This is a genomic window from Streptomyces sp. LHD-70 (genome assembly GCF_031157275.1).
In the GTDB taxonomy this organism is placed as follows: domain Bacteria; phylum Actinomycetota; class Actinomycetes; order Streptomycetales; family Streptomycetaceae; genus Streptomyces.
On sequence record NZ_JAVIFW010000021.1, the window covers coordinates 109,034 to 135,152 of the forward strand.

The 26,119-nt window shown below is 70.9% G+C and carries 25 protein-coding genes and 1 riboswitch; of the genes, 11 read left to right on the forward strand and 14 right to left on the reverse strand.

Annotated features, from left to right (window positions below):
• Positions 1-167 precede the first annotated feature (167 nt).
• Entirely contained in the window at positions 168-767 is a 600-nt protein-coding gene (locus RCO28_RS31995; RefSeq protein ID WP_308944825.1) for an NADAR family protein, read from the forward strand.
• Positions 768-926: 159 nt separating this feature from the next.
• Here the strand turns inward: RCO28_RS31995 and RCO28_RS32000 are convergent, their stop codons facing one another.
• Positions 927-1,760, reverse strand: coding sequence for a DUF4190 domain-containing protein (locus tag RCO28_RS32000; protein WP_308944826.1), 834 nt, complete (start codon positions 1,758-1,760; stop codon positions 927-929).
• A gap of 140 nt (positions 1,761-1,900) precedes the next feature.
• Here RCO28_RS32000 and RCO28_RS32005 point away from each other — a divergent pair, with 140 nt between their 5' ends.
• From RCO28_RS32005 to RCO28_RS32015, 3 genes are all read left to right on the forward strand, one after another.
• Positions 1,901-2,932, forward strand: a complete 1,032-nt coding sequence (locus tag RCO28_RS32005) for an adenosine deaminase (RefSeq protein ID WP_308944827.1) — start codon at positions 1,901-1,903, stop codon at positions 2,930-2,932.
• 64 nt (positions 2,933-2,996) lie between these two features.
• Positions 2,997-3,686, forward strand: a complete 690-nt coding sequence (locus RCO28_RS32010) for a glycerophosphodiester phosphodiesterase (protein ID WP_308944828.1) — start codon at positions 2,997-2,999, stop codon at positions 3,684-3,686.
• 208 nt (positions 3,687-3,894) lie between these two features.
• Positions 3,895-4,794, forward strand: coding sequence for an ADP-ribosylglycohydrolase family protein (locus RCO28_RS32015; protein WP_308944829.1), 900 nt, complete (start codon positions 3,895-3,897; stop codon positions 4,792-4,794).
• Between the two features lie 7 nt (positions 4,795-4,801).
• On the opposite strand, the gene RCO28_RS32020 is transcribed toward RCO28_RS32015, so the two are convergent.
• A complete protein-coding gene (locus tag RCO28_RS32020; RefSeq protein ID WP_308944830.1) occupies positions 4,802-5,974 on the reverse strand; it encodes a spermidine/putrescine ABC transporter substrate-binding protein in 1,173 nt (390 codons plus the stop codon).
• Between the two features lie 90 nt (positions 5,975-6,064).
• The gene (locus RCO28_RS32025) at positions 6,065-7,501 is read right to left on the reverse strand and encodes a gamma-aminobutyraldehyde dehydrogenase (protein WP_308944831.1); all 1,437 of its coding nucleotides are present in this window, start codon (positions 7,499-7,501) and stop codon (positions 6,065-6,067) included.
• Positions 7,502-7,731: 230 nt separating this feature from the next.
• Between RCO28_RS32025 and RCO28_RS32030 the strand changes: the two genes are divergently transcribed.
• From RCO28_RS32030 to RCO28_RS32055, 6 genes are all read left to right on the forward strand, one after another.
• Positions 7,732-8,223 (forward strand): Lrp/AsnC family transcriptional regulator, encoded by a 492-nt coding sequence (locus RCO28_RS32030; protein WP_282536694.1) that lies wholly within the window; start codon positions 7,732-7,734, stop codon positions 8,221-8,223.
• A complete protein-coding gene (locus tag RCO28_RS32035) occupies positions 8,208-9,587 on the forward strand; it encodes an aspartate aminotransferase family protein (protein WP_308944832.1) in 1,380 nt (459 codons plus the stop codon). The genes RCO28_RS32030 and RCO28_RS32035 overlap by 16 nt, the downstream gene beginning before the upstream one ends.
• Before the next feature lie 216 nt (positions 9,588-9,803).
• The gene (locus RCO28_RS32040; RefSeq protein WP_308944833.1) at positions 9,804-10,538 is read left to right on the forward strand and encodes an ATP-binding cassette domain-containing protein; all 735 of its coding nucleotides are present in this window, start codon (positions 9,804-9,806) and stop codon (positions 10,536-10,538) included.
• Positions 10,520-11,788, forward strand: coding sequence for a hypothetical protein (locus RCO28_RS32045; RefSeq protein WP_308944834.1), 1,269 nt, complete (start codon positions 10,520-10,522; stop codon positions 11,786-11,788). The genes RCO28_RS32040 and RCO28_RS32045 overlap by 19 nt, the downstream gene beginning before the upstream one ends.
• A 185-nt stretch (positions 11,789-11,973) precedes the next feature.
• On the forward strand, positions 11,974-12,393 hold the full coding sequence (locus tag RCO28_RS32050; protein ID WP_308944835.1) for a VOC family protein: 420 nt from the start codon (positions 11,974-11,976) through the stop codon (positions 12,391-12,393).
• Between the two features lie 136 nt (positions 12,394-12,529).
• Positions 12,530-13,636 (forward strand): LOG family protein, encoded by a 1,107-nt coding sequence (locus RCO28_RS32055; RefSeq protein ID WP_308944836.1) that lies wholly within the window; start codon positions 12,530-12,532, stop codon positions 13,634-13,636.
• Between the two features lie 52 nt (positions 13,637-13,688).
• Here RCO28_RS32055 and RCO28_RS32060 read toward each other — a convergent pair whose 3' ends face one another.
• The 11 genes from RCO28_RS32060 to rpsB all read right to left on the reverse strand — a co-directional run bounded on the left by RCO28_RS32060 (position 13,689) and on the right by rpsB (position 25,116).
• A complete protein-coding gene (locus RCO28_RS32060) occupies positions 13,689-14,417 on the reverse strand; it encodes a hypothetical protein (RefSeq protein WP_308944837.1) in 729 nt (242 codons plus the stop codon).
• 160 nt (positions 14,418-14,577) lie between these two features.
• Positions 14,578-15,609 carry an ABC transporter ATP-binding protein gene (locus RCO28_RS32065; RefSeq protein WP_374991286.1) on the reverse strand — a complete coding sequence of 344 codons (1,032 nt, stop codon included), beginning with the start codon at positions 15,607-15,609 and terminating at the stop codon, positions 14,578-14,580.
• Positions 15,609-17,315, reverse strand: coding sequence for an iron ABC transporter permease (locus RCO28_RS32070; RefSeq protein WP_308944838.1), 1,707 nt, complete (start codon positions 17,313-17,315; stop codon positions 15,609-15,611). The genes RCO28_RS32065 and RCO28_RS32070 overlap by 1 nt, the downstream gene beginning before the upstream one ends.
• Positions 17,291-18,382 (reverse strand): thiamine ABC transporter substrate-binding protein, encoded by a 1,092-nt coding sequence (locus RCO28_RS32075; protein ID WP_308944839.1) that lies wholly within the window; start codon positions 18,380-18,382, stop codon positions 17,291-17,293. Before RCO28_RS32075 ends, RCO28_RS32070 begins: the two co-directional genes overlap by 25 nt.
• Positions 18,379-18,485, reverse strand: a riboswitch (TPP riboswitch). (Overlaps the previous gene by 4 nt.)
• 57 nt (positions 18,486-18,542) lie before the next feature.
• Positions 18,543-19,649 (reverse strand): 23S rRNA (adenine(2503)-C(2))-methyltransferase RlmN, encoded by a 1,107-nt coding sequence (gene rlmN, locus RCO28_RS32080; RefSeq protein ID WP_308944840.1) that lies wholly within the window; start codon positions 19,647-19,649, stop codon positions 18,543-18,545.
• A gap of 47 nt (positions 19,650-19,696) precedes the next feature.
• Positions 19,697-20,314 (reverse strand): dihydrofolate reductase family protein, encoded by a 618-nt coding sequence (locus RCO28_RS32085; protein ID WP_308944841.1) that lies wholly within the window; start codon positions 20,312-20,314, stop codon positions 19,697-19,699.
• 103 nt (positions 20,315-20,417) lie between these two features.
• The gene (locus RCO28_RS32090) at positions 20,418-21,524 is read right to left on the reverse strand and encodes a phosphatidate cytidylyltransferase (RefSeq protein ID WP_308944842.1); all 1,107 of its coding nucleotides are present in this window, start codon (positions 21,522-21,524) and stop codon (positions 20,418-20,420) included.
• Positions 21,524-22,081 carry a ribosome recycling factor gene (gene frr / locus RCO28_RS32095; RefSeq protein WP_308944843.1) on the reverse strand — a complete coding sequence of 186 codons (558 nt, stop codon included), beginning with the start codon at positions 22,079-22,081 and terminating at the stop codon, positions 21,524-21,526. Before frr ends, RCO28_RS32090 begins: the two co-directional genes overlap by 1 nt.
• Before the next feature lie 154 nt (positions 22,082-22,235).
• Entirely contained in the window at positions 22,236-22,991 is a 756-nt protein-coding gene (gene pyrH, locus RCO28_RS32100) for a UMP kinase (protein ID WP_282536706.1), read from the reverse strand.
• Between the two features lie 191 nt (positions 22,992-23,182).
• Positions 23,183-24,019: a translation elongation factor Ts gene (gene tsf / locus RCO28_RS32105; RefSeq protein WP_308944844.1), complete on the reverse strand. Its 837-nt coding sequence runs from the start codon at positions 24,017-24,019 to the stop codon at positions 23,183-23,185.
• A gap of 161 nt (positions 24,020-24,180) precedes the next feature.
• Positions 24,181-25,116 (reverse strand): 30S ribosomal protein S2, encoded by a 936-nt coding sequence (gene rpsB / locus RCO28_RS32110; RefSeq protein ID WP_308944845.1) that lies wholly within the window; start codon positions 25,114-25,116, stop codon positions 24,181-24,183.
• A 495-nt stretch (positions 25,117-25,611) separates the two neighbouring features.
• Between rpsB and RCO28_RS32115 the strand changes: the two genes are divergently transcribed.
• On the forward strand, positions 25,612-26,079 hold the full coding sequence (locus RCO28_RS32115; protein ID WP_308944846.1) for a M23 family metallopeptidase: 468 nt from the start codon (positions 25,612-25,614) through the stop codon (positions 26,077-26,079).
• The last annotated feature ends 40 nt before the right edge of the window (positions 26,080-26,119 follow it).

Genomic DNA, 26,119 nt, shown 5'->3' on the forward strand with positions numbered 1-26,119 from the left:
CCGTAGCTCCAGCTCGAATTGACTGCCGATCCTGACAGAGAGGCCTCTCGTGGCCAAGGGATTCCGTTGTTTCCTTTTGATTACGCGACGGAATCGGTCGACCGAGTGTCGAGCCGCCCCGAAAATCCAAGGACGGATTGTCAGTGGCGCCTGACAGACTCGCATGCATGAACGAGGGGAACAGGCAGGCGGCGAACGCACAGGCAGACCCGCTGCAGGCGCTTACGGAGCTGACGGAGCTGACGGAGCGGATCGCGCGCGGGGAGCGGGTGAAGTTCCTGCCCTTCTGGGGTCATGCACCGCGCAAGGACGGCCGCATAGGGGCGAGTTGCCTCAGCCAGTGGTGGCCCGCGCCCTTCGAGGTGGACGGCGTGCGGTACGCGACGGCGGAGCACTGGATGATGGCCGCGAAGGCCCGCCTCTTCGACGACGCGGAGGCCGAGCGGAAGGCGATCACGGCGACCTCGCCCGCCGCGGCCAAGAAGGCGGGCCGCCTGGTCCGCGGTTTCGACGAACAGCTGTGGCAGCGCGAGCGGTTCAGCATCGTCGTCGAGGGCAGCGTCCACAAGTTCGCGGCCCACGAGGACCTGCGGGAGTTCCTGCTCGGCACGGGCAAGCGAGTCCTGGTCGAGGCCAGCCCGGTGGACCGTATTTGGGGCATAGGCCTGGCCGCGGACGACCCCCGAGCCGAGGACCCGGCCCGCTGGCGCGGCACGAACCTACTGGGCTTCGCACTGATGGAGGCGCGGGGGCGGTTGCGGGGGTGAGGTGGGCCCCGACAGAGGCGCGGGGCTGTGACACTTGCGGCTCCGCCGCGGGGCGCGACCGGCCACGACGGCGCGGCAGAAGAACGATGGAGCGGGGCCCCGGGGGCGGAGCCCCCGAAGCCGCTGCAAGCTGTCGGGAAGGGGCGGGGCGGGGAGAACTCAGCCGACCCGCACGTCCTGAAGCTGCCCCTGGGACGCGGAGACCCCGTCGTACGGGTAGCGGTCGGAAGAGTCGTTCGCGGCACTCACAATCCACAGCACCAAAACCACCACCCCCAACACCAACCCGACGATCCCGCAGATCAACCCGGCCAACGCCTGCCCCGCGTTGTCCGCCTCCCCTCGAGCGGCCTTGGCCCGGCCGATCGCCCCGAAGATGACCGCGAGGATGCCGAGAACGATCGCCACCGGCCCGAAACAGAAGATCGCCGCGGCAATGATGCCCAGCACCAGCGACGTCACGCCCATGCCGTTGCTCGGCTGCACCGGCATCTGCGACCAGCCGTACCCGGCGGAGCCGGAGAATCCCGGATAGCCCGGGTAGCCGGGCTGACCGGCCCCGGGCGCCGCGTACGGCGACGCGGCCCGGGCCGGTCCGTCGGGCGAGACCGGCGGCGGAGGCACCGCGTCACCGCCCGCCGGGTAGCCGTACCCGGGCGCGGTCGGCTGAGCCGCGGGACTCTGCCACGGGTCGGCGGGCGGCGCCGCCGGGGTGCCGTCCTGGCTGGCGCCCGGCATCGACGCCACCGTGTTCTGGTCGTGCACCGAGCCCCCGCGCCCGGCGCCGTCCGCGGGCGGCGCCCACGGGTCCCGAGCCTCTGCTTCGGGCGCGGGTTCCTTCTTGCCGAGCGACACTTCCGGCGCGGCATCCGCAGGCTGTGCGGGCTGCGCGGGCTGCGCGGCATCCGCAGGCTGCGCCCCCTCGGCGGCCGGCGGCGCCCACGGGTCGCGCGACACGGGCTCGCCCGGGGTCTGCCGTGCTTCGTCGGACATGGGCGATCCCCTCATTCGTACGTTCGGTCATGCTAAGGCCCAGGACCCGCCGAGCGGGCGGCCTCTTACGATGATCCCCGACCCACCGATCAGCCGATCACCCGCGCCCCTGAGAGGGCGCCACTCCGGGGAGGAACCCGATGTCCGATCTGCCCGCCTTCATCGCCGGTCTGCCCAAGGCCGAACTGCACGTCCACCACGTCGGCTCCGCCTCCCCGCGCATCGTCGCCGAACTCGCCGCCCGGCACCCCGACTCCAAGGTCCCCACCGACCCGGAGGCGCTCGCCGACTACTTCACGTTCACGGACTTCGCGCACTTCATCACCGTGTACCTGTCGGTGGTCGACCTGATCCGCACCCCCGAGGACGTCCGGCTGCTCACGTACGAGGTGGCCCGTGACATGGCGCGCCAGCAGATCCGGTACGCCGAGCTGACCATCACGCCGTTCAGCTCCACCCGGCGCGGCATCGACGAACGGGCCTTCATGGAGGCGATCGAGGACGCCCGCAAGGCCGCCGAGACCGAGTTCGGGACCGTCCTGCGCTGGTGCTTCGACATCCCCGGCGAGGCCGGACTCGAAGCCGCAGAGGAGACCACCCGGCTCGCCACCGACGACCGGCTGCGGCCCGAGGGCCTGGTGTCGTTCGGCCTCGGCGGCCCCGAGGTCGGCGTACCGCGCCCGCAGTTCAAGCCGTTCTTCGACCGCGCGATCGCCGCGGGCCTGCGCAGCGTGCCGCACGCGGGCGAGACCACCGGGCCGCAGACCGTCTGGGACGCGCTGGTCGAACTGCGCGCCGAGCGCATCGGGCACGGTACGAGCTCCGCCCAGGACCCGGCCCTGCTCCGCCACCTCGCCGAGCACCGCATCCCGCTGGAGGTCTGCCCCACGTCGAACATCGCGACCCGCGCGGTCCTCGACCTGGACGAGCACCCGGTGAAGCAGATGGTCGCGGCCGGTGTGCCCGTCACCATCAACTCCGACGACCCGCCGATGTTCGGCACGGACCTGAACAGCGAGTACGGCGTCGCCGCCCGCCTCCTCGACCTGGACGAGCGGGGCCTCGCGGAGCTCGCCAAGAACGCCGTCACCGCGTCCTTCCTGGACGAGAGCGGCAAGGCGAAGCTCGCCGCGGAGATCGACACGTACACCGCGAACTGGCTCACGCCGTAAGGCCCGCGGGCGCCTGGGCGTCTCCCGGCTAGCCCCGGTGATCACGGGTGGTGACAATGGGCGCATGCAGACCCTCACCGTCGTGGCCCACCGGGGCGACCCGTACCGGGCCCGGGAGAACACCCTGCCCTCACTGCGCTGCGCCTTCGCCGCCGGCGCGGACGCCGTGGAGATCGATGTACGGCTGACGCGCGACGACGTGCCCGTACTGCTGCACGACGAGACGCTGAGCCGCCTCTGGGGACACGACCGTCCGCTCGCGCAGCTCTCCGCGGCGGAGCTGCGCGGACTCACCGGCGGCGGGGTGCCCACGCTCGCCGAGGCCCTCGCCGCCACGCCCGACGGGCGCCTGATGCTCGACCTGCCGGGCGCCTCGCCGAAGGCGGTCCGCACGGTCGTCGGCACTGTCCACGACTGCGGCGCGGCCGAGCGCGTCTACTACTGCGCGGGCGCGAGCACGATGGCGCGCGTACGCGAGGCCGACCCGGCGGCGGAGATCGCGCTGACCTGGACCACCCTCGCCCCGGTCCGCCCGGCGGTCATCGAGGAGCTGCGGCCGCGCTGGCTCAACTACCGCTTCGGGCTGCTGAGTCGGGACCTGGTCGCCCGCATCCACAAGGACGGCCTGCTCGTCTCCGCCTGGACCCCCGACACCCGCCGCTCGATGCGCCGCCTGCGCGACCTCGGCGTGGACGCGATCACCACGAACCGGGTGGACGTCCTGAACACCCTGCGAAACCCGTCCCGCACGTGATCCCCTAAGTGGCCTCCCCGGACAACCCCTGGACAAGTCAAGGGAGTTGAGCCCGGGAGGTTCCAGGTCCGGCCTCTCCCTGACGGCGATCAACCCTTCGCGTTTCCGGCGTTCAACCGTTGATCCGCGCGGCACGGGGGGCTGGTGAGCGGGCTGGTGGGCCGAAATTCCCGTGCCGAGGGCGCCACCGCCTGGTGATACTGCTCCGATGGTCAACTCGCCCACCCCCGCGCTCGATTCGCTCTCCGGTCTCGCCCACGGCGACGCCTTCGGTGACCGCTGGTTCGGGATCCTGCGACGCGAGGGCCCGGCAGCTCTTGAGGCGCGGATCCCGCCCCCGGAGCCACTGTGGCGGTGGAGCGACGACACCGCCCAGGCACTCGTCCTCGTCCAGGAACTCTCCGAGGGCCGCGGCACCATCGACCAGGACCGCCTCGCCCCGCGCCTCGCCGAGGCCTACGCCGACGACCCGCACCGCGGGTACGGGGCCTCGATGCACGACGTGCTCCGCCGGATCGGTGCGGGCGAACCCTGGCGCGACGTGGTCGCGGGGCAGTTCGGTGGCCAGGGTTCCTGGGGCAACGGCGCGGCCATGCGCGTGGCCCCGCTCGGTGCCTGGCTCGCCGACGACCTCGACTCCGTCGCCGAGCAGGCCGCGCGGCAGAGCGCGGTCTCGCACCACCACCCGGAAGCGGTCGCCGGGGCGGTGGCGGTCGCCGTGGCCGCGGCGCTCGCCGCCCGCAGCCGTGGCGGAACGGCCCCGGCACGGCCCGACTTTCTCAGGGCCGTCGCAGAACGGCTGCCCGTAGGCGATGTCAGGTCAGGGGTGCGGATCGCGGCCGGGATGCCGCAGCACACCTCGGTCCGCCACGCAGCGGAGGTGCTGGGCTCCGGCTACCGGATGTCGGGGCCCGACACCGTCCCGTACGCCCTGTGGTGTGCGGCCACGCACCTCGACGATCTGCACGAGGGCCTGTGGTGCACCGTCAGCGGGCGCGGCGACATCGACACCACTTGCGCCATCGCGGGCGGGGTCATCGCCGCCCGCACCGGCGTCGCCGCCCTCCCGCCCACCTGGCACGCGGCCCGCGAACCGCTGCCCCGGTGAGACGGGCTCACAACCCCGCCACCCCGTTCCACCGCTTCGCCAGTTCCGGGCGTTCCCTGGACGTGATGTCGCGGGCGATCGCGAGGCGGGTGCGCATGGCGTCGTCCGGGAAGATCAGGGGGTCCTCGGCGAGTGCGGCGGTCTCCTCGTCCTTCGCGGAGGCGAGGACGTCGCGGGCGGCGGGGACCGGGCAGACGTAGTTGACCCAGGCGGCGAGTTCGGCGGCGACCTCGGGCTCGTAGTAGTAGTCGACCAGCTTCTCGGCGTTGGCCTTGTGCCGGGCGAGGTTGGGGATCATCAGGGACTCGGACCAGAGCTCGGCGCCCTCCTCGGGTACGACGAACTCGATCTCCGGCTTGTCGGCCTGGAGTTGGATGACGTCTCCGGAGTAGGCCTGGCAGGCGAGGACGTCGCCGCTCTCCAGGTCCTTGATGTAGTCGTTGCCGGTGAAGCGGCGGATGTGCCGGCTGTTCACGAGCTTCTCCACGCGGTCGCAGACCCGGTGGAAGTCGTCGTTCGTCCAGCGCGTGATGTCGACGCCGTCGCCCTGCATCAGGAGCGCGAACGCCTCGTCGAGCCCGGAGAGCAGGGTGACCCGCCCCTTGAGGTCGTCCGCCCACAGATCGCTCACCTGCCGTATCTCACGGCCGAGTTGCCTGCGGTTGTACGCGATGCCGGTGATCCCGGACTGCCAGGGCACGGTGGAACGGCGGCCCTCGTCGAAGTGCGGGTTGCGCAGCAGCGGGTCCAGGTACCGGTCGACGTTCGGCTGGCGCGAGCGGTCCATCTCCTGCACCCAGCCGAGCCGTACGAAGCGGGCGCACATCCAGTCGCTGATGACGACGAGGTCGCGGCCGGTGTCCTGGTGGTTCATCAGGGAGGGGCTGATCTTCCCGAAGAACTCGTCGTTGTCGTTGATCTCCTCGGTGTACGTGACGGAGATCCCGGTGCGCTCCCGGAACGCGTCCAGGGTGGGCCGGCGCGAGGCGTTGTCGTCGTCGGTGTCGATGTAGAGGGGCCAGTTGGCGAAGGTCAGCGCCTTGTCGCGGGCGGAGCGGTCGGGCGCGGCCCGCCGGTCGGCGGAGATCCGGGCGGAGGGCACCCCACATCCGCTGAGCGCGGCGAGAGCTGCGGCGCCGCCGAGCCCCTTGAGCAACGTACGACGCGAGTGAACAGCCATGCGGACAGCTTCACTTGACGCAAGCGGGGCGGGCAATGGACAACCTGTCCAGTACCCGCCCCGCTTTTCAGCCTGCCCGTGGGCCGATCCCTAGCCGAGCGACGTCATCACGTGCTTGACGCGCGTGTAGTCGTCGAAGCCGTACGCCGACAGGTCCTTGCCGTAGCCGGACTTCTTGAAGCCGCCGTGCGGCATCTCCGCGACCAGCGGGATGTGGGTGTTGATCCAGACGCAGCCGAAGTCGAGGACCTTGGACATGCGCATGGCGCGCGCGTGGTCCTTGGTCCACACCGAGGAGGCGAGGGCGTACTCCACGCCGTTCGCGTAGTCCACGGCCTGGTCCTCGTCGCGGAACGACTGGACGGTGATGACCGGGCCGAAGACCTCGTTCTGGATGATCTCGTCGTCCTGCTTGAGGCCGGAGACCACCGTCGCGGCGTAGAAGAAGCCCTTGTCGCCGACGCGCTGGCCGCCCGCCTCGACCTTGGCGTGCGCGGGCAGCCGGTCGATGAAGCCCTCGACCTGCTTGAGCTGGTTGGGGTTGTTGAGCGGGCCGAACGCGACGTCCTCGTCGTCGGGCATGCCGGTCTTGGTGTCGGCGGCGGCCTTGGCGAGGGCGGTCACGAACTCGTCGTGGACGGACTCGTGGACGAGGACGCGGGTCGCGGCGGTGCAGTCCTGGCCGGCGTTGAAGAAGCCCGCCTCGGAGATGCCGGAGACGGCCGCGGCGATGTCGGCGTCCTCGAAGACCACGACGGGCGCCTTGCCGCCGAGCTCCAGGTGGACCCGCTTGAGGTCCTTGGACGCGGACTCGGCGACCTGCATACCGGCGCGCACGGAGCCGGTGATGGACGCCATGGCGGGCACCGGGTGCTCGACCATCGCGCGGCCGGTGTCGCGGTCACCCGTGACGACGTTGAAGACGCCCTTCGGCACGATCGAGCCGATGATCTCGGCCATCAGGACCGTGGACGCGGGCGTCGTGTCGGAGGGCTTGAGGACCACGGTGTTGCCCGCGGCGAGCGCCGGGGCGAACTTCCAGACGGCCATCATCATCGGGTAGTTCCACGGCGCGACCTGCGCGCAGACGCCGATCGGCTCGCGGCGGATGATGGAGGTCAGGCCCTCCATGTACTCACCGGCGGAGCGGCCCTCCAGCATCCGGGCGGCGCCCGCGAAGAACCGGATCTGGTCGACCATCGCCGGGATCTCCTCGGTGCGGGTCAGCCCGATGGGCTTGCCGCAGTTCTCCGACTCGGCCGCGATGAGTTCCTCTGCGCGCTCCTCGAAGGCGTCGGCGATCTTCAGCAGCGCCTTCTGGCGCTCGGCGGGTACGAGGTCGCGCCAGGCCGGGAAGGCCTTCTCGGCGGCGGCCATGGCGGCATCGACGTCGGCCTGGCCGGACAGCGGAGCGGTGGCGTACGGCTCGCCGGTAGCCGGGTTGACCACCTCGGTGGTCCGCCCGTCCGCGGCGTCCCGGAACTCTCCGTCGATGTAGTTGCGCAGACGACGCAGCTCGGTGGTCACTGCGGCCTCCTCAGAGGGTTGGTCTTGAGCGGATCATTCGGTCGTGAGCGACCCCAGCGGATCGTATGTCCGGTGGGTGAGACACCCGGGCCTACCCTAACTTCCCCACCGTCGCTTTCGACATACCCAACGCTCCACAACTACGAAATCAGTGGGCTGAGAGTCCGAACACAACGAATTTCATCGGTTTGGACTTGCGGGACAGACGACCCGTCGTGCACAGTGAGGGCGTGGCCAGTCGAAGCGCAGACTCCCCCAGGACCGGGAACGGCTCTCCCTCCGTGGACGCCGTCTCCCTCGCCATCATCGAGCAGTTGCAGGAGGACGGGCGCCGCCCGTACGCCGCGATCGGCAAGGCCGTGGGCCTGTCCGAAGCGGCCGTACGCCAGCGCGTCCAGAAGCTGCTCGACCAGGGCGTGATGCAGATCGTCGCCGTCACGGACCCGCTCACCGTGGGCTTCCGGCGGCAGGCGATGGTCGGCATCAACGTCGAGGGCGATACGGACCCGGTGGCGGAAGCGCTGTCGGCGATGCCCGAAGTCGAGTACATCGTGATCACCGCGGGGTCCTTCGACCTGATGGTGGAGGTCGTCTGCGAGGACGACGACCAATTGCTCGACGTGATCCAGAAACGCATCCGGACCCTCCCCGGTGTGCGCTCCACCGAGAGCTTCGTCTACCTGAAGCTCAAGAAGCAGACCTATATGTGGGGAACCCGATAGCCGTGAGCCAGGACCTCTCCAAGACCGCGTACGACCACCTGTGGATGCACTTCACCCGCATGTCGTCGTACGAGAACTCTCCCGTGCCGACCATCGTCCGCGGTGAGGGCACGAACATCTACGACGACAAGGGCAAGCGCTACATCGACGGCCTCGCCGGCCTCTTCGTGGTCAACGCCGGCCACGGCCGCACCGAGCTCGCCGAGACCGCGTACAAGCAGGCGCAGGAACTCGCCTTCTTCCCGGTCTGGTCGTACGCCCACCCCAAGGCCGTGGAGCTGGCCGAGCGCATCGCGCACTACGCGCCGGGCGACCTCAACAAGGTCTTCTTCACCACCGGTGGCGGTGAGGCCGTCGAGACCGCGTGGAAGCTCGCCAAGCAGTACTTCAAGCTGCAGGGCAAGCACACCAAGTACAAGGTGATCTCCCGCGCGGTGGCCTACCACGGCACCCCGCAGGGCGCCCTGTCCATCACCGGCCTGCCCGGCCTGAAGGCCCCCTTCGAGCCGCTGGTCCCCGGCGCGCACAAGGTGCCGAACACCAACATCTACCGCGCCCCGATCTACGGCGACGACCCCGAGGCCTTCGGCCGCTGGGCCGCCGACCAGATCGAGCAGCAGATCCTCTTCGAGGGCCCCGAGACCGTCGCGGCCGTCTTCCTCGAGCCGGTGCAGAACGCCGGTGGCTGCTTCCCGCCGCCGCCCGGCTACTTCCAGCGCGTGCGCGAGATCTGCGACCAGTACGACGTGCTGCTCGTCTCGGACGAGACGATCTGCGCCTTCGGCCGCCTGGGCACGATGTTCGCCTGTGACAAGTTCGGCTACGTCCCGGACATGATCACCTGCGCCAAGGGCATGACCTCGGGCTACTCCCCGATCGGTGCCTGCATCATCTCGGACCGCCTCGCGGAGCCGTTCTACAAGGGCGACAACACCTTCCTGCACGGCTACACCTTCGGCGGGCACCCGGTCTCCTCGGCCGTGGCGCTCTCCAACTTCGACATCTTCGAGCGCGAGGGCCTGAACAAGCACGTCCTCGACAACGAGGGCAACTTCTACAACACCCTCGGCAAGCTGCACGACCTGCCGATCGTCGGCGACGTCCGCGGCAACGGCTTCTTCTACGGCATCGAGCTCGTGAAGGACAAGGCCACCAAGGAGTCCTTCAACGACGAGGAGACCGAGCGCGTCCTGTACGGCTTCCTCTCCAAGGCGCTGTACGACGCCGGCCTCTACTGCCGCGCCGACGACCGTGGCGACCCGGTCATCCAGCTGGCGCCGCCGCTGATCGCCGACCAGTCGACGTTCGACGAGATCGAGCAGATCCTGCGGAGCGTCCTCACGGAGGCGTGGACCAAGCTGTAAGCAGCCAGAAGTCCCGCGTACCACCACGGCCCGGGTGCCCCGTTCGAGTGAGAACGCGTGCCCCCGGGCCGTGTGCTGTCCGTACTGTCCGGATATGTCCCTACGGTTCCTGTGACCGATCGGCCCAGTGACTCGTTCCCCCGTACGGGGGACGGCACCGCACTGATCAAACGTGCGCCTTCCACGCCCTTCGTAACCGAACCGAGGTGTATCGCCATGGTGGCCCCACCGGACAACGACGTGCTGTGGGCACGCGCCCTGCACTTCTCGCGCGGCGGCACCCCCGCCCTCACCGGCATCTCCGTCGGCGTGCGCGAACAGGAGATCCTCGCCGTGGGCGGCCCGCGCGGCAGCGGCAAGACGACCCTCCTGCAGTGCCTCTCCGGTCAGCTCGTCGCACAGCGGGGCGAGGTCTGGTTCAACTCCATGCCCGTGCACACCATGGGCCGAGCCCTCCGCGAACGGCTGCGCCGCGACAAGTTCGGCTGGATCGGCCCGCAGCCCCGCCTCGTCCCCGAACTCACCGCCTGGGAGAACGCCGCCCTGCCGCTGATGCTGCACGGCACCGGCAACCGCGCCGCCCGCAAGGCCGCCCTGGAGTGGCTGGACCGGCTCGACATCGGCAACCTCGCCCGTAAGCGACCGCACGCCCTCAGCCAGGCCGAGCGTCAACGCGTCGCCGTGGCACGGGCGTTGGTCAACCAGCCGACGGTCCTCTTCGCCGACGAGCCCACCGCGCCGCTGCACCGTGCCGACCGCGCGCACATCCTGCGCACCCTCACGACGGCGGCCCGCTCGCACGGCATCACCGTCGTCCTCGCCACCCACGACGCCGACGTCGCGGCCTGCGCCGACCGCAGCGTCGGCCTCCTGGACGGACGCCTCGTCAACACCGTCCCGCTGCCCGCGGACGCGCAGTCGGAAGGCGCGGCGTGCTCGCTCTCCGTCTAGCCCGCGGCGCCCACCCCCTCGTCCTGCTCCGCCGGCTCGCGGTCGCCGCCGCCTCCGCCGGCACCGGCTTCCTGCTGCTGTGCGCCCTGGGGTACGCGCTCGGCCACCCGCAGGCCGCCGGCTCGTCCGCGCTCCGGCTCGCCTGGTGCGTCGTACCGCTCGCCGCCACCGTCCACTTCGCGGTGGCCGTCGCCCGTACCGACCCGGCGACCCGGCCGCGCGCCGCGCTCTTCACCGTCGGCCTCGGACCGGCCCGCCTGATGCTGCTCTCCGCGATCTCCACGGCGATCGCCTGCACGCTCGGCTCGATGGTGGCCCTGCTGTTCTTCCTGCATCTGCGCGGCGACATCAGCGGCCTCCCGCTGGACGGCGCCGCCGCCGAACTCCTCGGCGCCGGGCAGCCGTTGCCGATCGCCGCGGTCTGCACGCTGCTGCTGATCGTCCCGGTCGCCGGAACCGTCGCGGGCGCCCTCGCCCTGCGGCCTCGTACCGTCAAGTCCGGTGCGCGCAAGGGGAGTTCGGGCAGGTCGGGGACTTCGGGGACTTCGGGGACTTCAGGGACTTCAGGGAACGCGAGCGCGGAGAACGCCGAAGCGGCCGTCGGCCCCGGTGTCGCGGACGGCGAACCCGCGCCGCCCCTGCCCCAGCCCGCCGGGCTGCCCTGGGGTGTGGCCCTGATGGCGGTCGGCCTCGCGGTGGAGACGTACGCGGCACGGGACGCGGCCGGTGCCTCCGGATTCCCGCTGCCCGGCCGGCTCGCCTCGTCCTCGGCGGCGGTGCTCGGCGGCTGGGCGGTCACCGCGTTCGGCCTCGCCCTCGCCGGTCCCGCGCTCACGTACCTGTGCGGGCAGCTCCTGCAGTCGGCCAGGCCGGGCGCCGCCCGACTGCTCGCGGGCCGCGCCCTGCAGGAGGAGTCCCGCCGCATCGGCCGCCCGCTCGGCGTCCTGTGCGCGGTCGCGTCCGCCGGGCTGGCGGCGCTCCACCTGTACGGCGGCGCCGCGCCGCGCATCGGCCCGCTGACAGTGCTCGGCGGCAGTCTCGTCGCCGGGTGCGCGGTCCTCACCCTCGCCACCGCCGCGATCGAGGCCCGCCAGTCCCGCTCCGACACCACGGCCGCCCTGCTGAAGCTCGGCGCTCCCGCGTCGATGCTGCGCGGCGCCGCGGGCCTGCGGGCCCTCGCCCTGCTCGCCGTGTTCGGCCCGCTCACCTGGCTGGTAGGCACGCTCGCGGCGGCCCCGCTGACGGGCTGAACCACCCTGCGCGGCGGCCTGCCACCACCTTGGCGGGCGGCCGCCGCGCACCTCGGAAAAAACTTCGCCAATTCCCGGCGCCCACCGATGAGTTCCGCGCGTCCCCCCGGTCTATCCCCGTAACGGCACGTCAAGTACGGCAGGCCGGCACGGAGATGGACCCCTCACGACTCACGGAGCCCCACATGGCCGCGCGCACGCACCAGCAGATGGTCTTCATCAACCTCGCCGTCCAGGACGTCGAGCTGTCGAAGAAGTTCTTCACCGAGGTCGGTTACGACCTCAACCCGCTGTTCTGCGACGACGAGACCGCCTGCGTGACCATCAGCGACACCATCGTCCTGATGCTCCTCCAGGAGAAGAAGTTCGCCCGCTTCACCGTGAAGCCGGTCGCGGACGCCACCCGCTCCACGGAGGCCCTGATCTGCCTGAGCGCCGAGAGCCGCCGCCAGGTCGACGAGCTCGTCGACCGCGCCCTCGCCGCGGGCGGCTCCCCCGCCGCCGAGCCCAGCGAGATGGGCTTCATGTACGGCCGCTCCTTCCTCGACCCCGACGGCCACCACTTCGAGGTCCTCTGGATGGACCAGAGCGCCGTCCAGGGCTGACCCGCCTCGGGCCCCCAACCGGGGCCACGACCGGGGCCTGACCGGAGCCCGACCGGAGCCCGACCGGAGCCCGGACAGAGCCCGGACAGAGGCGGTACGGCGGGCCCGCCGGCCGCACCGCCTCTACGATGACCGCGTGTCCGCCCATCCCGACCTCGAGATCGCCTCCCTCGCCGAGTTCGACGCCGCCGTCACCGCGCACGGCACACTCGCCGACCACCGCGTCCAGGCCGTCGACCTGACCGGGCGGAGCCACGCGCTGCTCTCCGTCGACACCGCAGGCGCCGTCTTCCTCGGCTGCCCGATGCACCCCGACGCGGCCGCGAAGGTACGCGCGGCGGGCGCCCTCGTCTTCCCGCCGGTGCCCGGCCTGCCCTTCGACCCGTACCGCGGCTCCTTGTACTCCCCCGACGAGCTCTTCGCGGGCCTGGCGCACGGATACGAGGCGACGCCCGATGCCCGCGCGTACACCTGGTTCCAGGAGACGAAGGCGGGCGGCGACGTGTTCGCGTCGATGCTGCGCGCCGTGCACGACGACTCCATCTCGGACGCCCTGGACGAACTCCTCGCCGGGCAGCGGGTCGTGGGCGTGATGGGCGGGCACGCGATGGGCCGCGGCACGGACGCGTACGCGGGCGCCGCACGCCTGGGCCGCACCCTGGCCCGCGCGGGCCTGACCGTGGCGACCGGCGGCGGCCCCGGCGCGATGGAGGCCGCGAACCTCGGCGCGTACGCGGCGCCGTACGAGGACCGGATGCTCGACGAGTCCCTCGAACTCCTCGCGAAGGCACCGTCGTTCACGCCGTCCGTCACCGACTGGGCGCGGGCCGCGTTCACGGTCCGCGCGCACTGGCCCGCGGGCGGCGACTCGGTGGGCATCCCCACCTGGTTCTACGGGCACGAGCCGCCGAACGCGTTCGCCGGGCACATCGGCAAGTACTTCGCCAACGCCACCCGCGAGGACGGCCTGCTCGCCCGCTCCACCGCCGGCGTGATCTTCCTGCCGGGCGCCGCGGGCACGGTCCAGGAAGTCTTCGACAACGCGACGCCCAACTACTACGAGTCGCGCGGCGCACCCACCCCGATGGTCCTGGTCGACCGCGCGCACTGGACGGAGCACCTCCCCGTCTGGCCGCTGCTGCGGTCGCTCGCCCAAGAACGCGCGATGGACACGCGGATCGCGCTGGTGGAGACGGTCGAGGAGGCGGCGGAGATGCTGAACCGGCTGGCCTCGGCACGCTGAAGGGCCCGCACCGTCGAGGCGGCGCGGGCCCTTCGTACGTACGGCTTCGGCGTCAGCGGCGCGAACCGGTGAGCCGGGCGATGCCCCAGCCGGCCGCGCCGGCGAGGACGAGGCCGAGGAGGGCGAGGAGGCCGGAGCTCGCGTCCGGGCCCCACCAGGCCTCTGCGGGCATGAACGGCATTTCGGTCAGCAGGTAGCCGGGGCCGCCACCTGTGGAGTCCAAATAGATGACCACGAACGCGTTGGTGCTGGCGAAGAACGTGCCCAGCGCGCCGATGATCCCGGCGGAGACGTGCGCACCGTTGCTGCGCCGCCCGACGAGCCCGGCGACGGCGCCGACGGCGGCACCGTTGAGCAGGGCGTGGCCGTAGTACACGGCGTAGCTCGCGGCCTCCGTCAGGTCCTGGTACACCGCGAAGATGATCACCACGTAGATCAGCGAGATCACGAACGAGACGAGCCAGCCGAGGAAGAACGCGCCGACCGCGCTGCCGCCACCGGTCTGCGGCGCCGGGTACTGCTGCGGCATGCCGCCCTGCATCGGACCGGGCTGCCCCGCGAACTGCGGCGGCACCGGCGGCTGTCCGGGGAATCCCTGCTGCGGGGGCACACCCTGCGGCGGGCCGGGCGGCGGACCGGCGGGCGCTCCGGGCGGCGGGCCCATGGGCGGCTGCGGGGGCATCGGCGGGGGCGCGCCGGGCCCGGACGGCTGCGCGTACGGGTTGCCGCTGTCCGGCTGGGGCGGCTGCGGCTGAGAAGCGGGTTGCCAGGGCTGGCTCATTGGTCCCCCGTGAAGCGGAGCGAAGACTGAGGGTCCAAGCTATCAACGCGGTCAACAGGGCTGAACAGGCAGGACCTCCAGGGCCCGCCCGCCCGCCTCAGCCGAGCACGACCACGCCCACGCCCACCCGAGCACGACCACGCCCACGCCCACGCCCGCCTCAACCGAGTACGACCACGTCCGCCCCGTCGAACGCGACGCCCACGCGGTCCCCGGTCTCCGGCGCGTCCCGCAGCGCGCAGGCCGCTTCGAGGCGGGGTGCCGAGGTGTCCTCGGGCTGAAGGTGGACGGCGACGTGCGTGCCGCGGAAGGTGCGGGCCGTGACCGTGCAGGTCAGCCCGTCGGTGGCGGCCACGAGCCGCACCCCGGCGGGCCGTACGAGCAGATCGTGGCGGCCCTGGGCGGAGCCGGGCGGCACGGGCAGCTTGCCCCACACGGTGTCTGCGGCCTCGCCGCTGACGGTGCCGGGCACGACGTTGTCGAAGCCGAGGAAGCGGGCGACGAACGCGTCGGCGGGCCGCTGCCACACGTCGAGGGGAGTGCCGCTCTGCGCGATCCGCCCGTCGCGCATGACGACGACCCGGTCGGCGAGCGCGAAGGCCTCGCCCTGGTCGTGCGTGACGGCGAGCACGGTGGTGCCCAACTCCCGGAAGAGTTCCCTGAGTTCGACGACGAGGCGCTCGCGCAGGGACCGGTCGAGCTGGCCGAGCGGCTCGTCCAGCATCAGCAGCCGGGGCCGCGGGGCGAGCGCGCGGGCGAGGGCGACGCGCTGCTGCTCGCCGCCGGACAGCGAGGCCACGGCGCGGCGCGCGGCCCCCGGCAGCCCGACGAGTTCGAGCAACTCCCGTACGCGGGCGTCCTGTTCCGCGCGTGGTACGTGGTGCATGCGCAGGCCGAAGGCGACGTTGGCGCCGACGTCGCGCTGCGGGAACAGCTGGTGGTCCTGGAACATCAGGCCGACGCCGCGCTTGTGGGCGGGCACGCCGGCCTGGTCGCGGTCGCCGAGCAGGACGCGGCCGCTGTCGGTGACCTGGAGTCCGGCGACGACGCGAAGCAGCGTGGACTTGCCGCTGCCGCTGGGTCCGAGCACGCACACGGTCTCGTGCTCCGCGACGTCGAGGTCGACGGCGTCGAGCGCGGTCTGGCCCGCGGGGCCGCCGAAGCGTACGGACACGTCGTCGAGGCGCAGCATCAGAACTCTCCGGTCCGGTCGGTGCGGATGCGTTCGAGGAGCAGCAGCGACACCGCGCACACCAGCATCAGCAGGGTCGAAAGGGCCATCGCCTGCCCGTAGTTGAGCTCACCGGCCCGGCCGAGGAGGGTGGCGACGGCGACGGGCAGGGTCGGCTGGTCGGGCCGCGCGATGAACACGGTCGCCCCGAACTCGCCGAGGGACACGGCGAACGCGAAGCCCGCGGCGACGAGCAGCGCGCGCCGGACGAGCGGCAGGTCCACCTCGCGCCACACCCGCCACGGGGATGCGCCGAGCACGGCGGCGGCCTCGCGGAGCCGTTCGTCCACGGCACGCAGCACGGGCAGCATGGTGCGTACGACGAAGGGCACGCCGACGAGGGCCTGGGCGAGCGGCACGAGGATCCAGGAGGCGCGCAGGTCGAGCGGCGGTTCGTCGAGGGTGATGAGGAAGCCGAAGCCGACGGTCACGGCGGACACCCCGAGCGGCAGCATGAGCAGCGCGTCGAAGCCGCGCACGATCCGCCCGGCCGCGCCGCCGCCGTGGCGCGACCGGGTGAGCGCGACGGCGGCAAGGCCGCCTACGGTCACGGCGATCGCGGTGGCGGCGAGCGCGTACTCCACGGAGTTGGCGATGGCCTCGATGGGCGGTACGAGGAAGGCGCCGCCGTCGGCGGAGGTCAGGGCGCGGAAGTAGTCGAGGCCGTAGCCGCTGGAGGGGTGCAGGGAGCGTTCGACGAGGACGCCGAGCGGGACGAGGATCAGCAGCAGCACGGTCAGCAACACCCCGCCGAGCAACGCCCATTGGGCCGGGCCCTGCGGGCGGCGGGCGGTCTGCGCGGCGTCGACGAGGCGCAGGGCGCTCTCGCGGCGGCGCACGGTCCAGGCGTGCACGGCGAGAATCGCACCGACGGCGGCGAACTGCACGAGGGTGAGCGCGGCGGCGGTGTCGAGCGCGAGGAGCTGCGCCGTCTGCCGGTAGATCTCCGCTTCGAGGGTGGTGAACGTGGGCCCGCCGAGGATCTGCACGACACCGAAGGAGGTGAACGTGAACAGGAAGACCATCAGCGCGGCCCCGGCGACGGCGGGCCCGAGCGCGGGCAGCGTCACCTTCCGCCAGGCGGCGAACCGGGACGCGCCGAGCATCCGCGCGGCCTCCTCCTGCCGCGGGTCGAGCTGCGCCCAGAGTCCGCCGACGGTGCGGACGACGACGGCGTAGTTGAAGAAGACATGCGCGAGGAGGATCGCCCACGCGGTGGTGTCGAGCCGCAGACCCCACAGCTCGTCGAGGACGCCGCCGCGGCCGAGGAGCGCGAGGAACGCGGTGCCGACGACGACGGTGGGCAGCACGAACGGCACGGTGACGACGGCCCGGAGGAGTTGTTTGCCGGGGAAGTCGAAGCGCGCGAACACATACGCGCCGGGCAGCGCCACGAGCAGCGTCAGGCCGGTGGAGGCGAGGGCCTGCCAGGTGGTGAACCACAGCACGTGCTGCAGGTCGGGGTCGGCGAGGACGTCGCCGATCCGCCCGAACTGCCAGGCCTCGCCGACCTTGAGGCCGCGGGCGACGATCGCCGCGACCGGGTAGGCGAAGAACACCGCGAAGAACGCGACGGGCACGACCAGCAGGCCGAGCCGCAGCGCGCTCCCGCGGACGTCCTTACGGAGGCGGGCCCCCTCTGCTACTTCAGGACCAGCGACTGCCATGACTTGACCCAGTCCTCACGGTTCTCCGCGATCTTCTTCGGGTCGACGGTCAGCGGCTTCTCGGCCTGCTCACCGAACTTCGTGAACAGCTCGGGCAGTTCGGCGTCGTCCGCGACGGGGTTCACGAACATCTGCAGCGGCAGGTCGTCCTGGAACTGCTTGGAGATCAGGAAGTCGATGAGGGCCTTGCCGCCCTTCTCGTTCTTCGCGCCGTCGAGCAGCCCGGCGAACTCGATCTGCCGGAAGCAGGTCCCGGTGGCGACCCCGGTGGGCGCCTCCTTCGGCTCCGGCTTCACACCGAGGACCTCGACGGGCGGGCTGGACGCGTACGACACGACGAGCGGCCGGTCGGCCCCCGCCTTCTTGCCGCCCGCGGAGCCGGAGAACTCCTCGTTGTACGCCTGCTCCCAGCCGTCGACGACCTTCACGCCGTTGGCCTTGAGCTTCTTCCAGTAGTCCGGCCAGCCCTGGTCGCCGTACTGCGCGGCGGTGCCGAGGAGGAAGCCGAGGCCGGGCGAGGAGGTGGCGGCGTTCTCGGTGACGAGGAGGTTCTTGTACTCGGGCTTGATCAGGTCGTCGAGGGTCTTCGGCGGCTCGATCTTCTTGTCGGCGAAGTACGCGCGGTCGTAGTTCACGCAGATGTCGCCGGTGTCGACGGGCGTGACGCGGTGCTTGTCCCCGTCGAGCCGCACGTCCTCGGGGATCCGGTCGAGCCCCTTCGCCTTGTACGGCGTGAACAGGCCGTTGTCGACGGCGCGGGACAGCAGGGTGTTGTCGACGCCGAAGAGGACGTCGCCCTGCGGGTTGCCCTTGGACAGGACGGCCTTGTTGACGACCTCGCCGGCGTCGCCGCCCTTGAGGATGTCGACCTTGTACCCGGACTGCTTCTCGAAGTCCTTCAGCACGTCCGGCGAGACGTTGAAGGACGAGTGGGTGACGAGGGTGACGGTCTTGGAGTCCTCGCCGGAGGCACTCGATCCGTCGGAGCCGCCGCAGGCGGCGAGAGTGGAGATGCCGAGCGCCCCACCGAGGACGACCGTGCAGACACGCCGAAAACTGTTCTTCATGACTGGTGCTGACTCCCTACGCCGGTATGACCCGGATCAGGTCCGAGGGTCTGCGGCACTGCCGCACTCTCAGCGCCCTGACGGCGCTCCCCTGTCGGAATTCATTTGTACGAATGCACAGTACTGCACCGGTGCCGGGCGCCCCGTGGGGGACCGGGGCTCAGCGCTCGCTGGCGGCGAGCTGCCCGCAGGCCCCGTCGATCTCCTGGCCGCGGGTGTCCCGGATGGTGACGGGCACGCCGTGCGCCGCGATGGCCTCGACGAACGCCTTCTCGTCCTCGGGCCGCGAGGCCGTCCACTTCGAGCCGGGCGTCGGGTTCAGCGGGATCAGGTTGACGTGCACCCGCCTGCCCTTGAGGAGCCGGCCGAGCCGGTCACCGCGCCACGCCTGGTCGTTGATGTCCCGGATGAGGGCGTACTCGATGGAGATGCGGCGGCCCGACTTGTCCGCGTACTCCCAGGCGGCGTCGAGGACTTCGCGGACGTTCCAGCGGGTGTTGACCGGCACGAGGGTGTCGCGCAGCTCGTCGTCCGGGGCGTGCAGCGAGACCGCGAGCCGGCACTTGAAGCCCTCGTCGGCGAAGCGCAGCATCGCGGGCACGAGGCCGACCGTGGACACGGTGATGCCGCGCTGCGAGATGCCGAGGCCGTCCGGCTCGGGGTCGGTGAGGCGGCGGATGGCGCCGACGACGCGGTTGTAGTTGGCGAGCGGCTCGCCCATGCCCATGAACACGATGTTCGACAGGCGTGCGGGACCGCCGGGGACCTCGCCGTCGCGCAGGGCGCGCATGCCGTCGACGATCTGGTGGACGATCTCCGCGGTGGACAGGTTCCGGTCGAGCCCGGCCTGCCCGGTCGCGCAGAACGGGCAGTTCATGCCGCAGCCGGCCTGTGAGGAGATGCACATGGTGACCCGGTCCGGGTACCGCATCAGGACGGACTCGACAAGCGTCCCGTCGTGCAGTTTCCACAGCGTCTTACGGGTGGTGTCGTCGTCACAGCTGATGTGCCGCACGACCGACATCAGGTCGGGCAGCAGCGACTCCTGCAGCTTGCCGCGGGCGGCGGCGGGAATGTCCGTCCACTGCTCGGGGTCGTGCGCGTACCGCGCGAAGTAGTGCTGGGACAGCTGTTTGGCGCGGAACGGCTTCTCGCCGATCTCGGCCACCGCTTCCTTGCGCTCGGCGGGCGTGAGGTCGGCGAGGTGCCGCGGCGGCTTCTTGGCTCCGCGGGGCGCGACGAACGTGAGTTCTCCAGGCTTAGGCATGACCTCACCAGTGTCGCAGATCGACTTGGGGTGACCTGCGGCTCCGGCTACGACCGGACGTCGTAGGTCAGATGCGTCGCGGTCGACGTCGGTGTGACGCTCCGCTGCACCAGCGTGCGCGGGGTTCCGCCGGTGAACAAGGGCGTGCCCGCGCCGAGCACGACGGGCGCGAGGTGCAGGCTCAGGACGTCGACCAGGCCCGCTTCGAGTGCCGAGCCGACCGTGGCGCCTCCGCCCATGAGGACGACGTCGAGATCCTCGCCACCGTCCGAGGACGCCGCCTCGACCCGGGCACGCGCGGTGGCGACGGCGTCGGACAGTCCGGTGGTGACGAACGTCCAGTCGAGGCCGGTGAGCCGCACCGACTCCGGCGGCGAGCTCGTCACGACGACGAACGCGGGCTTGCCGACCTCGCTCGCGCCGTAGCCGACCGTGTCGTCCCAGCCGTTCGGGCCGTCGACCACGTCGAAGAGACGGCGGCCGAGTACGACGGAGCCCGAGCGGAGGGTCGCCTCGCGCAGGATCCGGCGGTCGTCGGGGTCGTCGGAGAACGCCCAGGTGTGCAGGGCCTCGCCGCCGGTGCCCAGACCGTTGTCCGGGCCGGGGTCGGGCCCGGTGACGAAGCCGTCGAGGGAGACCGAGATATCGGCGATGATTCGAGTCATACGGGGAAGACCCGATCCGGCCCTCGAACTCATCGAAGCGGGCCCGCCGTCCTGAGGACGACGGGCCCGCGACGTGCAGAACGCAGGTCAGCAGCGCGCCGGATCAACCCGAGCCGACGAACAGCACGAGCAGCAGCCAGACCACGGGAGCCGTGGGCAGCAGCGAGTCGAGCCGGTCCATGATCCCGCCGTGGCCGGGCAGGAGCGTGCCCATGTCCTTGATGCCGAGATCCCGCTTGATCATCGACTCGCCGAGGTCACCGAGTGTCGCACTCGCCGCGACCGCGAATCCGAGCAGCAGGCCCTGCCACCAGGTGCCCCCGTCGATCAGGAACTCCATGCACAGCGCGCCCGCCGCCATCGCGAACGACACGGCACCGAGCAGCCCCTCGCGGGTCTTGCCGGGGCTGATCCGCGGCGCCAGCTTGTGCTTGCCGAACCGCCAGCCCACGGCGTACGCACCGGTGTCGCTGACGACCGTCAGGAGCAGGAACGTGAGCACCCGCTGCGCACCGTCGTCGGCGGTCAGCATCATCGACACGAACGTCGCGAGGAACGGCACGTAGAACGCGGCGAACACCCCGGCCGTGACGTCCCGCAGATAGCCCTCGGGCGGTTCGGTCATCCGCCACACGAGCACCGCGAGCGCGGTCAGCGCCATCGCCACCCAGGCGCCGTCGGCGCCTCGTACGTACCCGGCGACGACCATGGCCGCGCCGCCCACCGCGAGCGGCACGAGCGGAGCCCTGATCTCCTTGCGCTCCTGCAGGCGCGACGTCAGCTCCCACAGGCCGACGACGACGGCGACCGCTATCACGCCGACGAACACGGCCTTGACGACGAACAACGACGCCACGATCACCGCGCCGAGAGCGACACCGACCCCTATGGCCGCCCGCAGATCGCGTCCCGCACGCTTCTTCTGAGGCGGCTGCGGGACCTGAGGTGTAGGGCTGGGCATGGGCTCCTGCGGCATCTCGTCGCGGAACAAGGGGCCGCCCGCCAGAGCGGCCCCCGCCTCGCTGTCGAACCGGTCTGCAGCGTCTCCGCCGGTGTCGGGCACCTCGGGCACGATCGGCATGGGCCGAGTCTGCTGCGCGTCGGCCTCATCGTAGGCAGGACCCGCCGGGGGGCGCCCCTGGACGGGGCCCGTCTCGGGCGGACCCCAGTGACCGGCCTGCGGCGGAGCCCCCCACGAAGAGTCGTTCATCAGACCTCGAGCAGCTCGGCTTCCTTGTGCTTGAGCAGCTCGTCCACCTGCGCGACGTACTTCGCGGTGGTGTCGTCGAGCTCCTTCTCCGCGCGACGGCCCTCGTCCTCGCCGACCTCGCCGTCCTTGACGGCCTTGTCGATGGTGTCCTTGGCCTTGCGGCGCACCGAGCGGATCGAGACCTTGGAGTCCTCGGCCTTGGCCTTGGCGACCTTGATGTACTCCCGGCGGCGCTCCTCGGTGAGCTCCGGGAACGTCACCCGGATGATGTGGCCGTCGTTGCTCGGGTTGACGCCCAGGTCCGAGTCGCGGATGGCCTGCTCGATGTTGCGCAGCGCGCTCTTGTCGAACGGCGTCACCACGGCCATGCGCGGCTCCGGCACGGAGAACGAGGCGAGCTGGTTGATCGGGGTCAGCGCGCCGTAGTAGTCGGCCACGATCTTGTTGAACATCGCCGGGTGGGCACGCCCCGTACGGATCGCGGCGAAGTCCTCCTTGGCGACCACGACGGCCTTCTCCATCTTCTCCTCGGCCTCGAGGAGGGTCTCTTCGATCACCACTTGCTCCTGCGTGTCTTGAGTGGGCTGGGGGCGCCCCGCGCGTCCCGTCTGCGGGTACGGCAAGGGCACCGGCTGCGTCGCGTCTCTTCCTGCACGGTGTCCGACCGGCAGGACATTGTCCATCCCCTGGGCCACGCCCGGGAGATGAGGGTCAGGACCGGGTGCCCTGGTCGCTCACGAGAGTGCCGATCTTCTCACCCTTGACGGCGCGGGCGATATTGCCCTCCGCCAGCAACTCGAAGACCAGGATGGGAAGGCTGTTGTCCCGGCACAGCGTGATGGCGGTCATGTCGGCCACCTTCAGGTCACGGGTGATGACCTCGCCGTACTCGAGCGCGTCGAACTTCACCGCGTCGGGGTTCTTCTTCGGGTCCGAGTCGTACACGCCGTCGACGCCGTTCTTGCCCATCAGCATCGCCTCGGCGTCGATCTCCAGGGCGCGCTGCGCGGCGGTGGTGTCGGTGGAGAAGTACGGCATGCCCATACCGGCGCCGAAGATCACGACGCGGCCCTTCTCCAGGTGCCGCACGGCCCGCAGCGGGATGTACGGCTCGGCGACCTGGCCCATCGTGATGGCGGTCTGCACCCGGCTGTCGATGCCTTCCTTCTCCAGGAAGTCCTGCAGGGCAAGGCAGTTCATGACCGTGCCGAGCATGCCCATGTAGTCGGAGCGGGCCCGGTCCATGCCGCGCTGCTGCAGCTCCGCACCACGGAAGAAGTTGCCGCCGCCGATGACGATGGCGATCTGCGCGCCGTCCCGCACCACGGCCGCGATCTCGCGGGCGATGGCGTGCACCACGTCGGGGTCGACGCCCAGGCCGCCGCCGCCGGCGAACGCCTCACCGGAGAGCTTCAGCAGAAATCGGCCGGTGGTTTTCCCGTCGCCGCTGTGGTCGGCCTTGGTCATGGGGAGATCTCGCTCTCTTGCGTGGCACACATACAAGAAGGCCATTGCCGGGGGTACTTGCGTCCCACTGCGGCAATGGCCTCCTCGTCAGATCTGCGGTCGTCCGCCGCCCACGACATTCCGCGGGCGCATCCTGTCCCGGACGACTGCTGTCGACCCTAGCGGGGTCTTGAGTCGAGCGCGGTACGGACTCAGATGCCGACCTTGATGCGCGCGAAGCGCTTCAGGCTGACACCGGCCTCCTTGAGGACCTGCTCGACGGACTTCTTCTGGTCCAGGGCGTACGGCTGGCCCAGGAGCGTGGCGTCCTTGAAGAACGCGTTGACGCGACCCTCGACGATCTTCGGGAGCGCGGCCTCCGGCTTGCCCTCGGCGCGCGTGGTCTCCTCGGCGACGCGACGCTCGGACTCCACGACCTCGGCCGGGACGTCCTCACGGGTCAGGTACTTCGGCGCGAACGCGGCGATGTGCTGGGCGATGCCCTTGGCGAGGTCCGCGTCGGCCTTGTCCAGCTCGACCAGAACACCGATCTGCGGCGGCAGGTCGGGCATGGTGCGGTGCATGTACGCCGAGACGTAAGCGCCGGAGAACTGGGCGAAGCGGTCCAGGACGATCTTCTCGCCCAGGAGGGCGTTGGCCTCGTCGACGTACGCCTGCACGGTCTTGCCGGCCTCGATCTCGGACGCGAGCAGCGCCTCGAGGTCGGCGGGCTTGGTGGCGGCGACGTGCGCGGCGAGCGCGTGGGCCACGGCCTGGAACTTGTCACCCTTGGCGACGAAGTCCGTCTCGCACTTCAGCTCGACGATGACACCCGAGGTGTTGTCGTCGGCGATGAGGGAGACCACGGCGCCGTTCTCGGCGGAACGGCCCTCGCGCTTGGCGACGCCCTTCTGGCCCTTGATACGGAGCGCCTCGACGGCCTTGTCGACGTTGCCCTCGGCCTCGTCGAGCGCCTTCTTGCAGTCCATCATGCCTACGCCGGTGAGCTCCCGGAGCTTCTTGACGTCGGCGGCGGTGTAGTTCGCCATGATTCAGTGAATCTTTCTCGAAGTCTGTGACGGCCGCCGGGCTCGAACACCTGCGACCAGAGATCTGCGGGTCAACGGGCTCTACGGTGACGGGTCGACGGCGGGGGCGCATCGGCCCCCGCCGTCACCTACCAAAGCTCTGACCCTGTGACCTGTGAAGGTCAGGCCTGCTCGGCGGCCGGGGCGTCGGCGGCCGGGGCGTCGGCAGCCGGGGCGTCGGCAGCCGGAGCCTCGGCAGCGGCCTCGGCCGGCTTCTCGTCCTCGGCGGGCTTCTCGGCCTCGGCGGCCTTCTCGGCGTCGGCCGGCTTGTCGGCCTCGGCCTTCTTCTCACCCTCGAGCAGGTCGCGCTCCCACTCGGCGAGCGGCTCGCCCGCGGCCTTCTCGCCCTTGCCCTCACCGGCACCACCGGAGCGGGCGATGAGGCCCTCGGCGACGGCGTCGGCGATGACGCGGGTGAGCAGCGTGACGGAGCGGATCGCGTCGTCGTTGCCGGGGATCTTGTAGTCGACCTCGTCGGGGTCGCAGTTGGTGTCGAGGATCGCGACGACCGGAATGTTCAGCTTCCGGGCCTCACCAACGGCGATGTGCTCCTTCTTGGTGTCCACGATCCAGACGGCGCTGGGCACCTTCTGCATCTCGCGGATACCACCGAGGGTCTTCTCCAGCTTGGCCTTCTCACGCGAGAGGACCAGGAGCTCCTTCTTGGTGAGGCCGGACGCGGCCACATCCTCGAAGTCGATCTGCTCAAGCTCCTTGAGGCGCTGCAGACGCTTGTAGACGGTCGAGAAGTTGGTGAGCATGCCGCCCAGCCAGCGCTGGTTCACGTAAGGCATGCCGACGCGGGTCGCCTGCTCGGCGATCGCCTCCTGCGCCTGCTTCTTCGTACCGACGAACATGACCGTGCCGCCGTGGGCGACGGTCTCCTTGACGAACTCGTAGGCGCGGTCGATGTACGACAGCGACTGGAGCAGGTCGATGATGTAGATGCCGTTGCGCTCCGTGAAGATGAAACGCTTCATCTTCGGGTTCCAACGACGGGTCTGGTGACCGAAGTGGACGCCGCTTTCCAGCAGCTCCCGCATCGTGACGACGGCCATGGCCGTACTCCTTGGTTTTCTCGGTTGTGTCCTGACACCCCGGCGCGCGCCATGCCACGTACCTGCGTACGGGACCGAGGGGCGCTGACACCTTCAGGCTCTTCAGCCAGATGTCGGGGCGTGCGAAGTCGACCCGGTGACCCGGATCGCCACAAGAAGTGTACGGGACCCGCGACGTACCGGGTGACGCCGATATCCACAACCGACCAGTAGTCCACAGATCCCCACCAAGATCAGCGCCGCCGGGCCCACCCACGGCAAGCTCCACCCATGCACTTCGCACCCCGGAAATCCCGGCCTGAGACACGACGACGGACTCCGATTCGGGCCCGACCCCGGGCCCGGAGTCTGATGCCCGGCCTGGTGCTGGCACTCGCGGCTTCGGCTTCGGTTTCGGCTTGGGTTTCGGCTTCGGCTTCGGCTTCTGTTTCGGCTTCTGTTTCGGTTTCGGCTTCTGTTTCGGATATGGGTACGGCTACGGCTACGGCTACGGACGTGGTCCCGGCTGCGCCTTCCGGTGACCGGGCCTGGCCCGTCCGCGCCCCGGTCCTCCGCGGCTGGGACCCACCGGCCACGCCCTACGGCCCGGGCCACCGCGGCATCGACCTCGCCGCCCCACCCGGCACCGACGTACGCGCGGCCGCACCCGGCCGCATCAGCTACGTCGGACGCGTCGCGGGCAGAGGGGTCCTCACCATCGACCACCCCGGAACCGGCGCCCCACCCCTGCGCACTACGTACGAACCCGTACACGCCCTCGTCGACAAGGGCGACGAAGTAGCCGCAGGAGACGTCATCGGAACCGTGGAACGCCGTGCGTCCGCCGCCGACGCCCACTGCCCGCGATCCTGCCTGCACTGGGGCCTACGCCGCGGAACCACGTACCTCGACCCACTCACGCTGCTACCGGCGTCCCTCACGGAACGAGGGCCTTCGCGGTTGCTGCCGGTTTGGGGGGTGTGAGGGGGTAAGTGGGTGGAGGGGGGAGGGAAGGGGAGGGGAG

Excerpts from the sequence above, each read along its gene's own strand:
- RCO28_RS31995 (WP_308944825.1), top strand. The coding sequence starts at position 168 with ATGAACGAGGGGAACAGGCAGGCGGCGAACGCACAGGCAGACCCGCTG.
- RCO28_RS32000 (WP_308944826.1), bottom strand. The coding sequence starts at position 1,760 with ATGTCCGACGAAGCACGGCAGACCCCGGGCGAGCCCGTGTCGCGCGAC.
- RCO28_RS32005 (WP_308944827.1), top strand. The coding sequence starts at position 1,901 with ATGTCCGATCTGCCCGCCTTCATCGCCGGTCTGCCCAAGGCCGAACTG.
- RCO28_RS32010 (WP_308944828.1), top strand. The coding sequence starts at position 2,997 with ATGCAGACCCTCACCGTCGTGGCCCACCGGGGCGACCCGTACCGGGCC.
- RCO28_RS32015 (WP_308944829.1), top strand. The coding sequence starts at position 3,895 with ATGGTCAACTCGCCCACCCCCGCGCTCGATTCGCTCTCCGGTCTCGCC.
- RCO28_RS32020 (WP_308944830.1), bottom strand. The coding sequence starts at position 5,974 with ATGGCTGTTCACTCGCGTCGTACGTTGCTCAAGGGGCTCGGCGGCGCC.
- RCO28_RS32040 (WP_308944833.1), top strand. The coding sequence starts at position 9,804 with ATGGTGGCCCCACCGGACAACGACGTGCTGTGGGCACGCGCCCTGCAC.
- RCO28_RS32050 (WP_308944835.1), top strand. The coding sequence starts at position 11,974 with ATGGCCGCGCGCACGCACCAGCAGATGGTCTTCATCAACCTCGCCGTC.
- RCO28_RS32060 (WP_308944837.1), bottom strand. The coding sequence starts at position 14,417 with ATGAGCCAGCCCTGGCAACCCGCTTCTCAGCCGCAGCCGCCCCAGCCG.
- RCO28_RS32065 (WP_374991286.1), bottom strand. The coding sequence starts at position 15,609 with ATGCTGCGCCTCGACGACGTGTCCGTACGCTTCGGCGGCCCCGCGGGC.
- RCO28_RS32070 (WP_308944838.1), bottom strand. The coding sequence starts at position 17,315 with ATGGCAGTCGCTGGTCCTGAAGTAGCAGAGGGGGCCCGCCTCCGTAAG.
- RCO28_RS32075 (WP_308944839.1), bottom strand. The coding sequence starts at position 18,382 with ATGAAGAACAGTTTTCGGCGTGTCTGCACGGTCGTCCTCGGTGGGGCG.
- rlmN (WP_308944840.1), bottom strand. The coding sequence starts at position 19,649 with ATGCCTAAGCCTGGAGAACTCACGTTCGTCGCGCCCCGCGGAGCCAAG.
- RCO28_RS32085 (WP_308944841.1), bottom strand. The coding sequence starts at position 20,314 with ATGACTCGAATCATCGCCGATATCTCGGTCTCCCTCGACGGCTTCGTC.
- RCO28_RS32090 (WP_308944842.1), bottom strand. The coding sequence starts at position 21,524 with ATGAACGACTCTTCGTGGGGGGCTCCGCCGCAGGCCGGTCACTGGGGT.
- pyrH (WP_282536706.1), bottom strand. The coding sequence starts at position 22,991 with ATGACCAAGGCCGACCACAGCGGCGACGGGAAAACCACCGGCCGATTT.
- tsf (WP_308944844.1), bottom strand. The coding sequence starts at position 24,019 with ATGGCGAACTACACCGCCGCCGACGTCAAGAAGCTCCGGGAGCTCACC.
- rpsB (WP_308944845.1), bottom strand. The coding sequence starts at position 25,116 with ATGGCCGTCGTCACGATGCGGGAGCTGCTGGAAAGCGGCGTCCACTTC.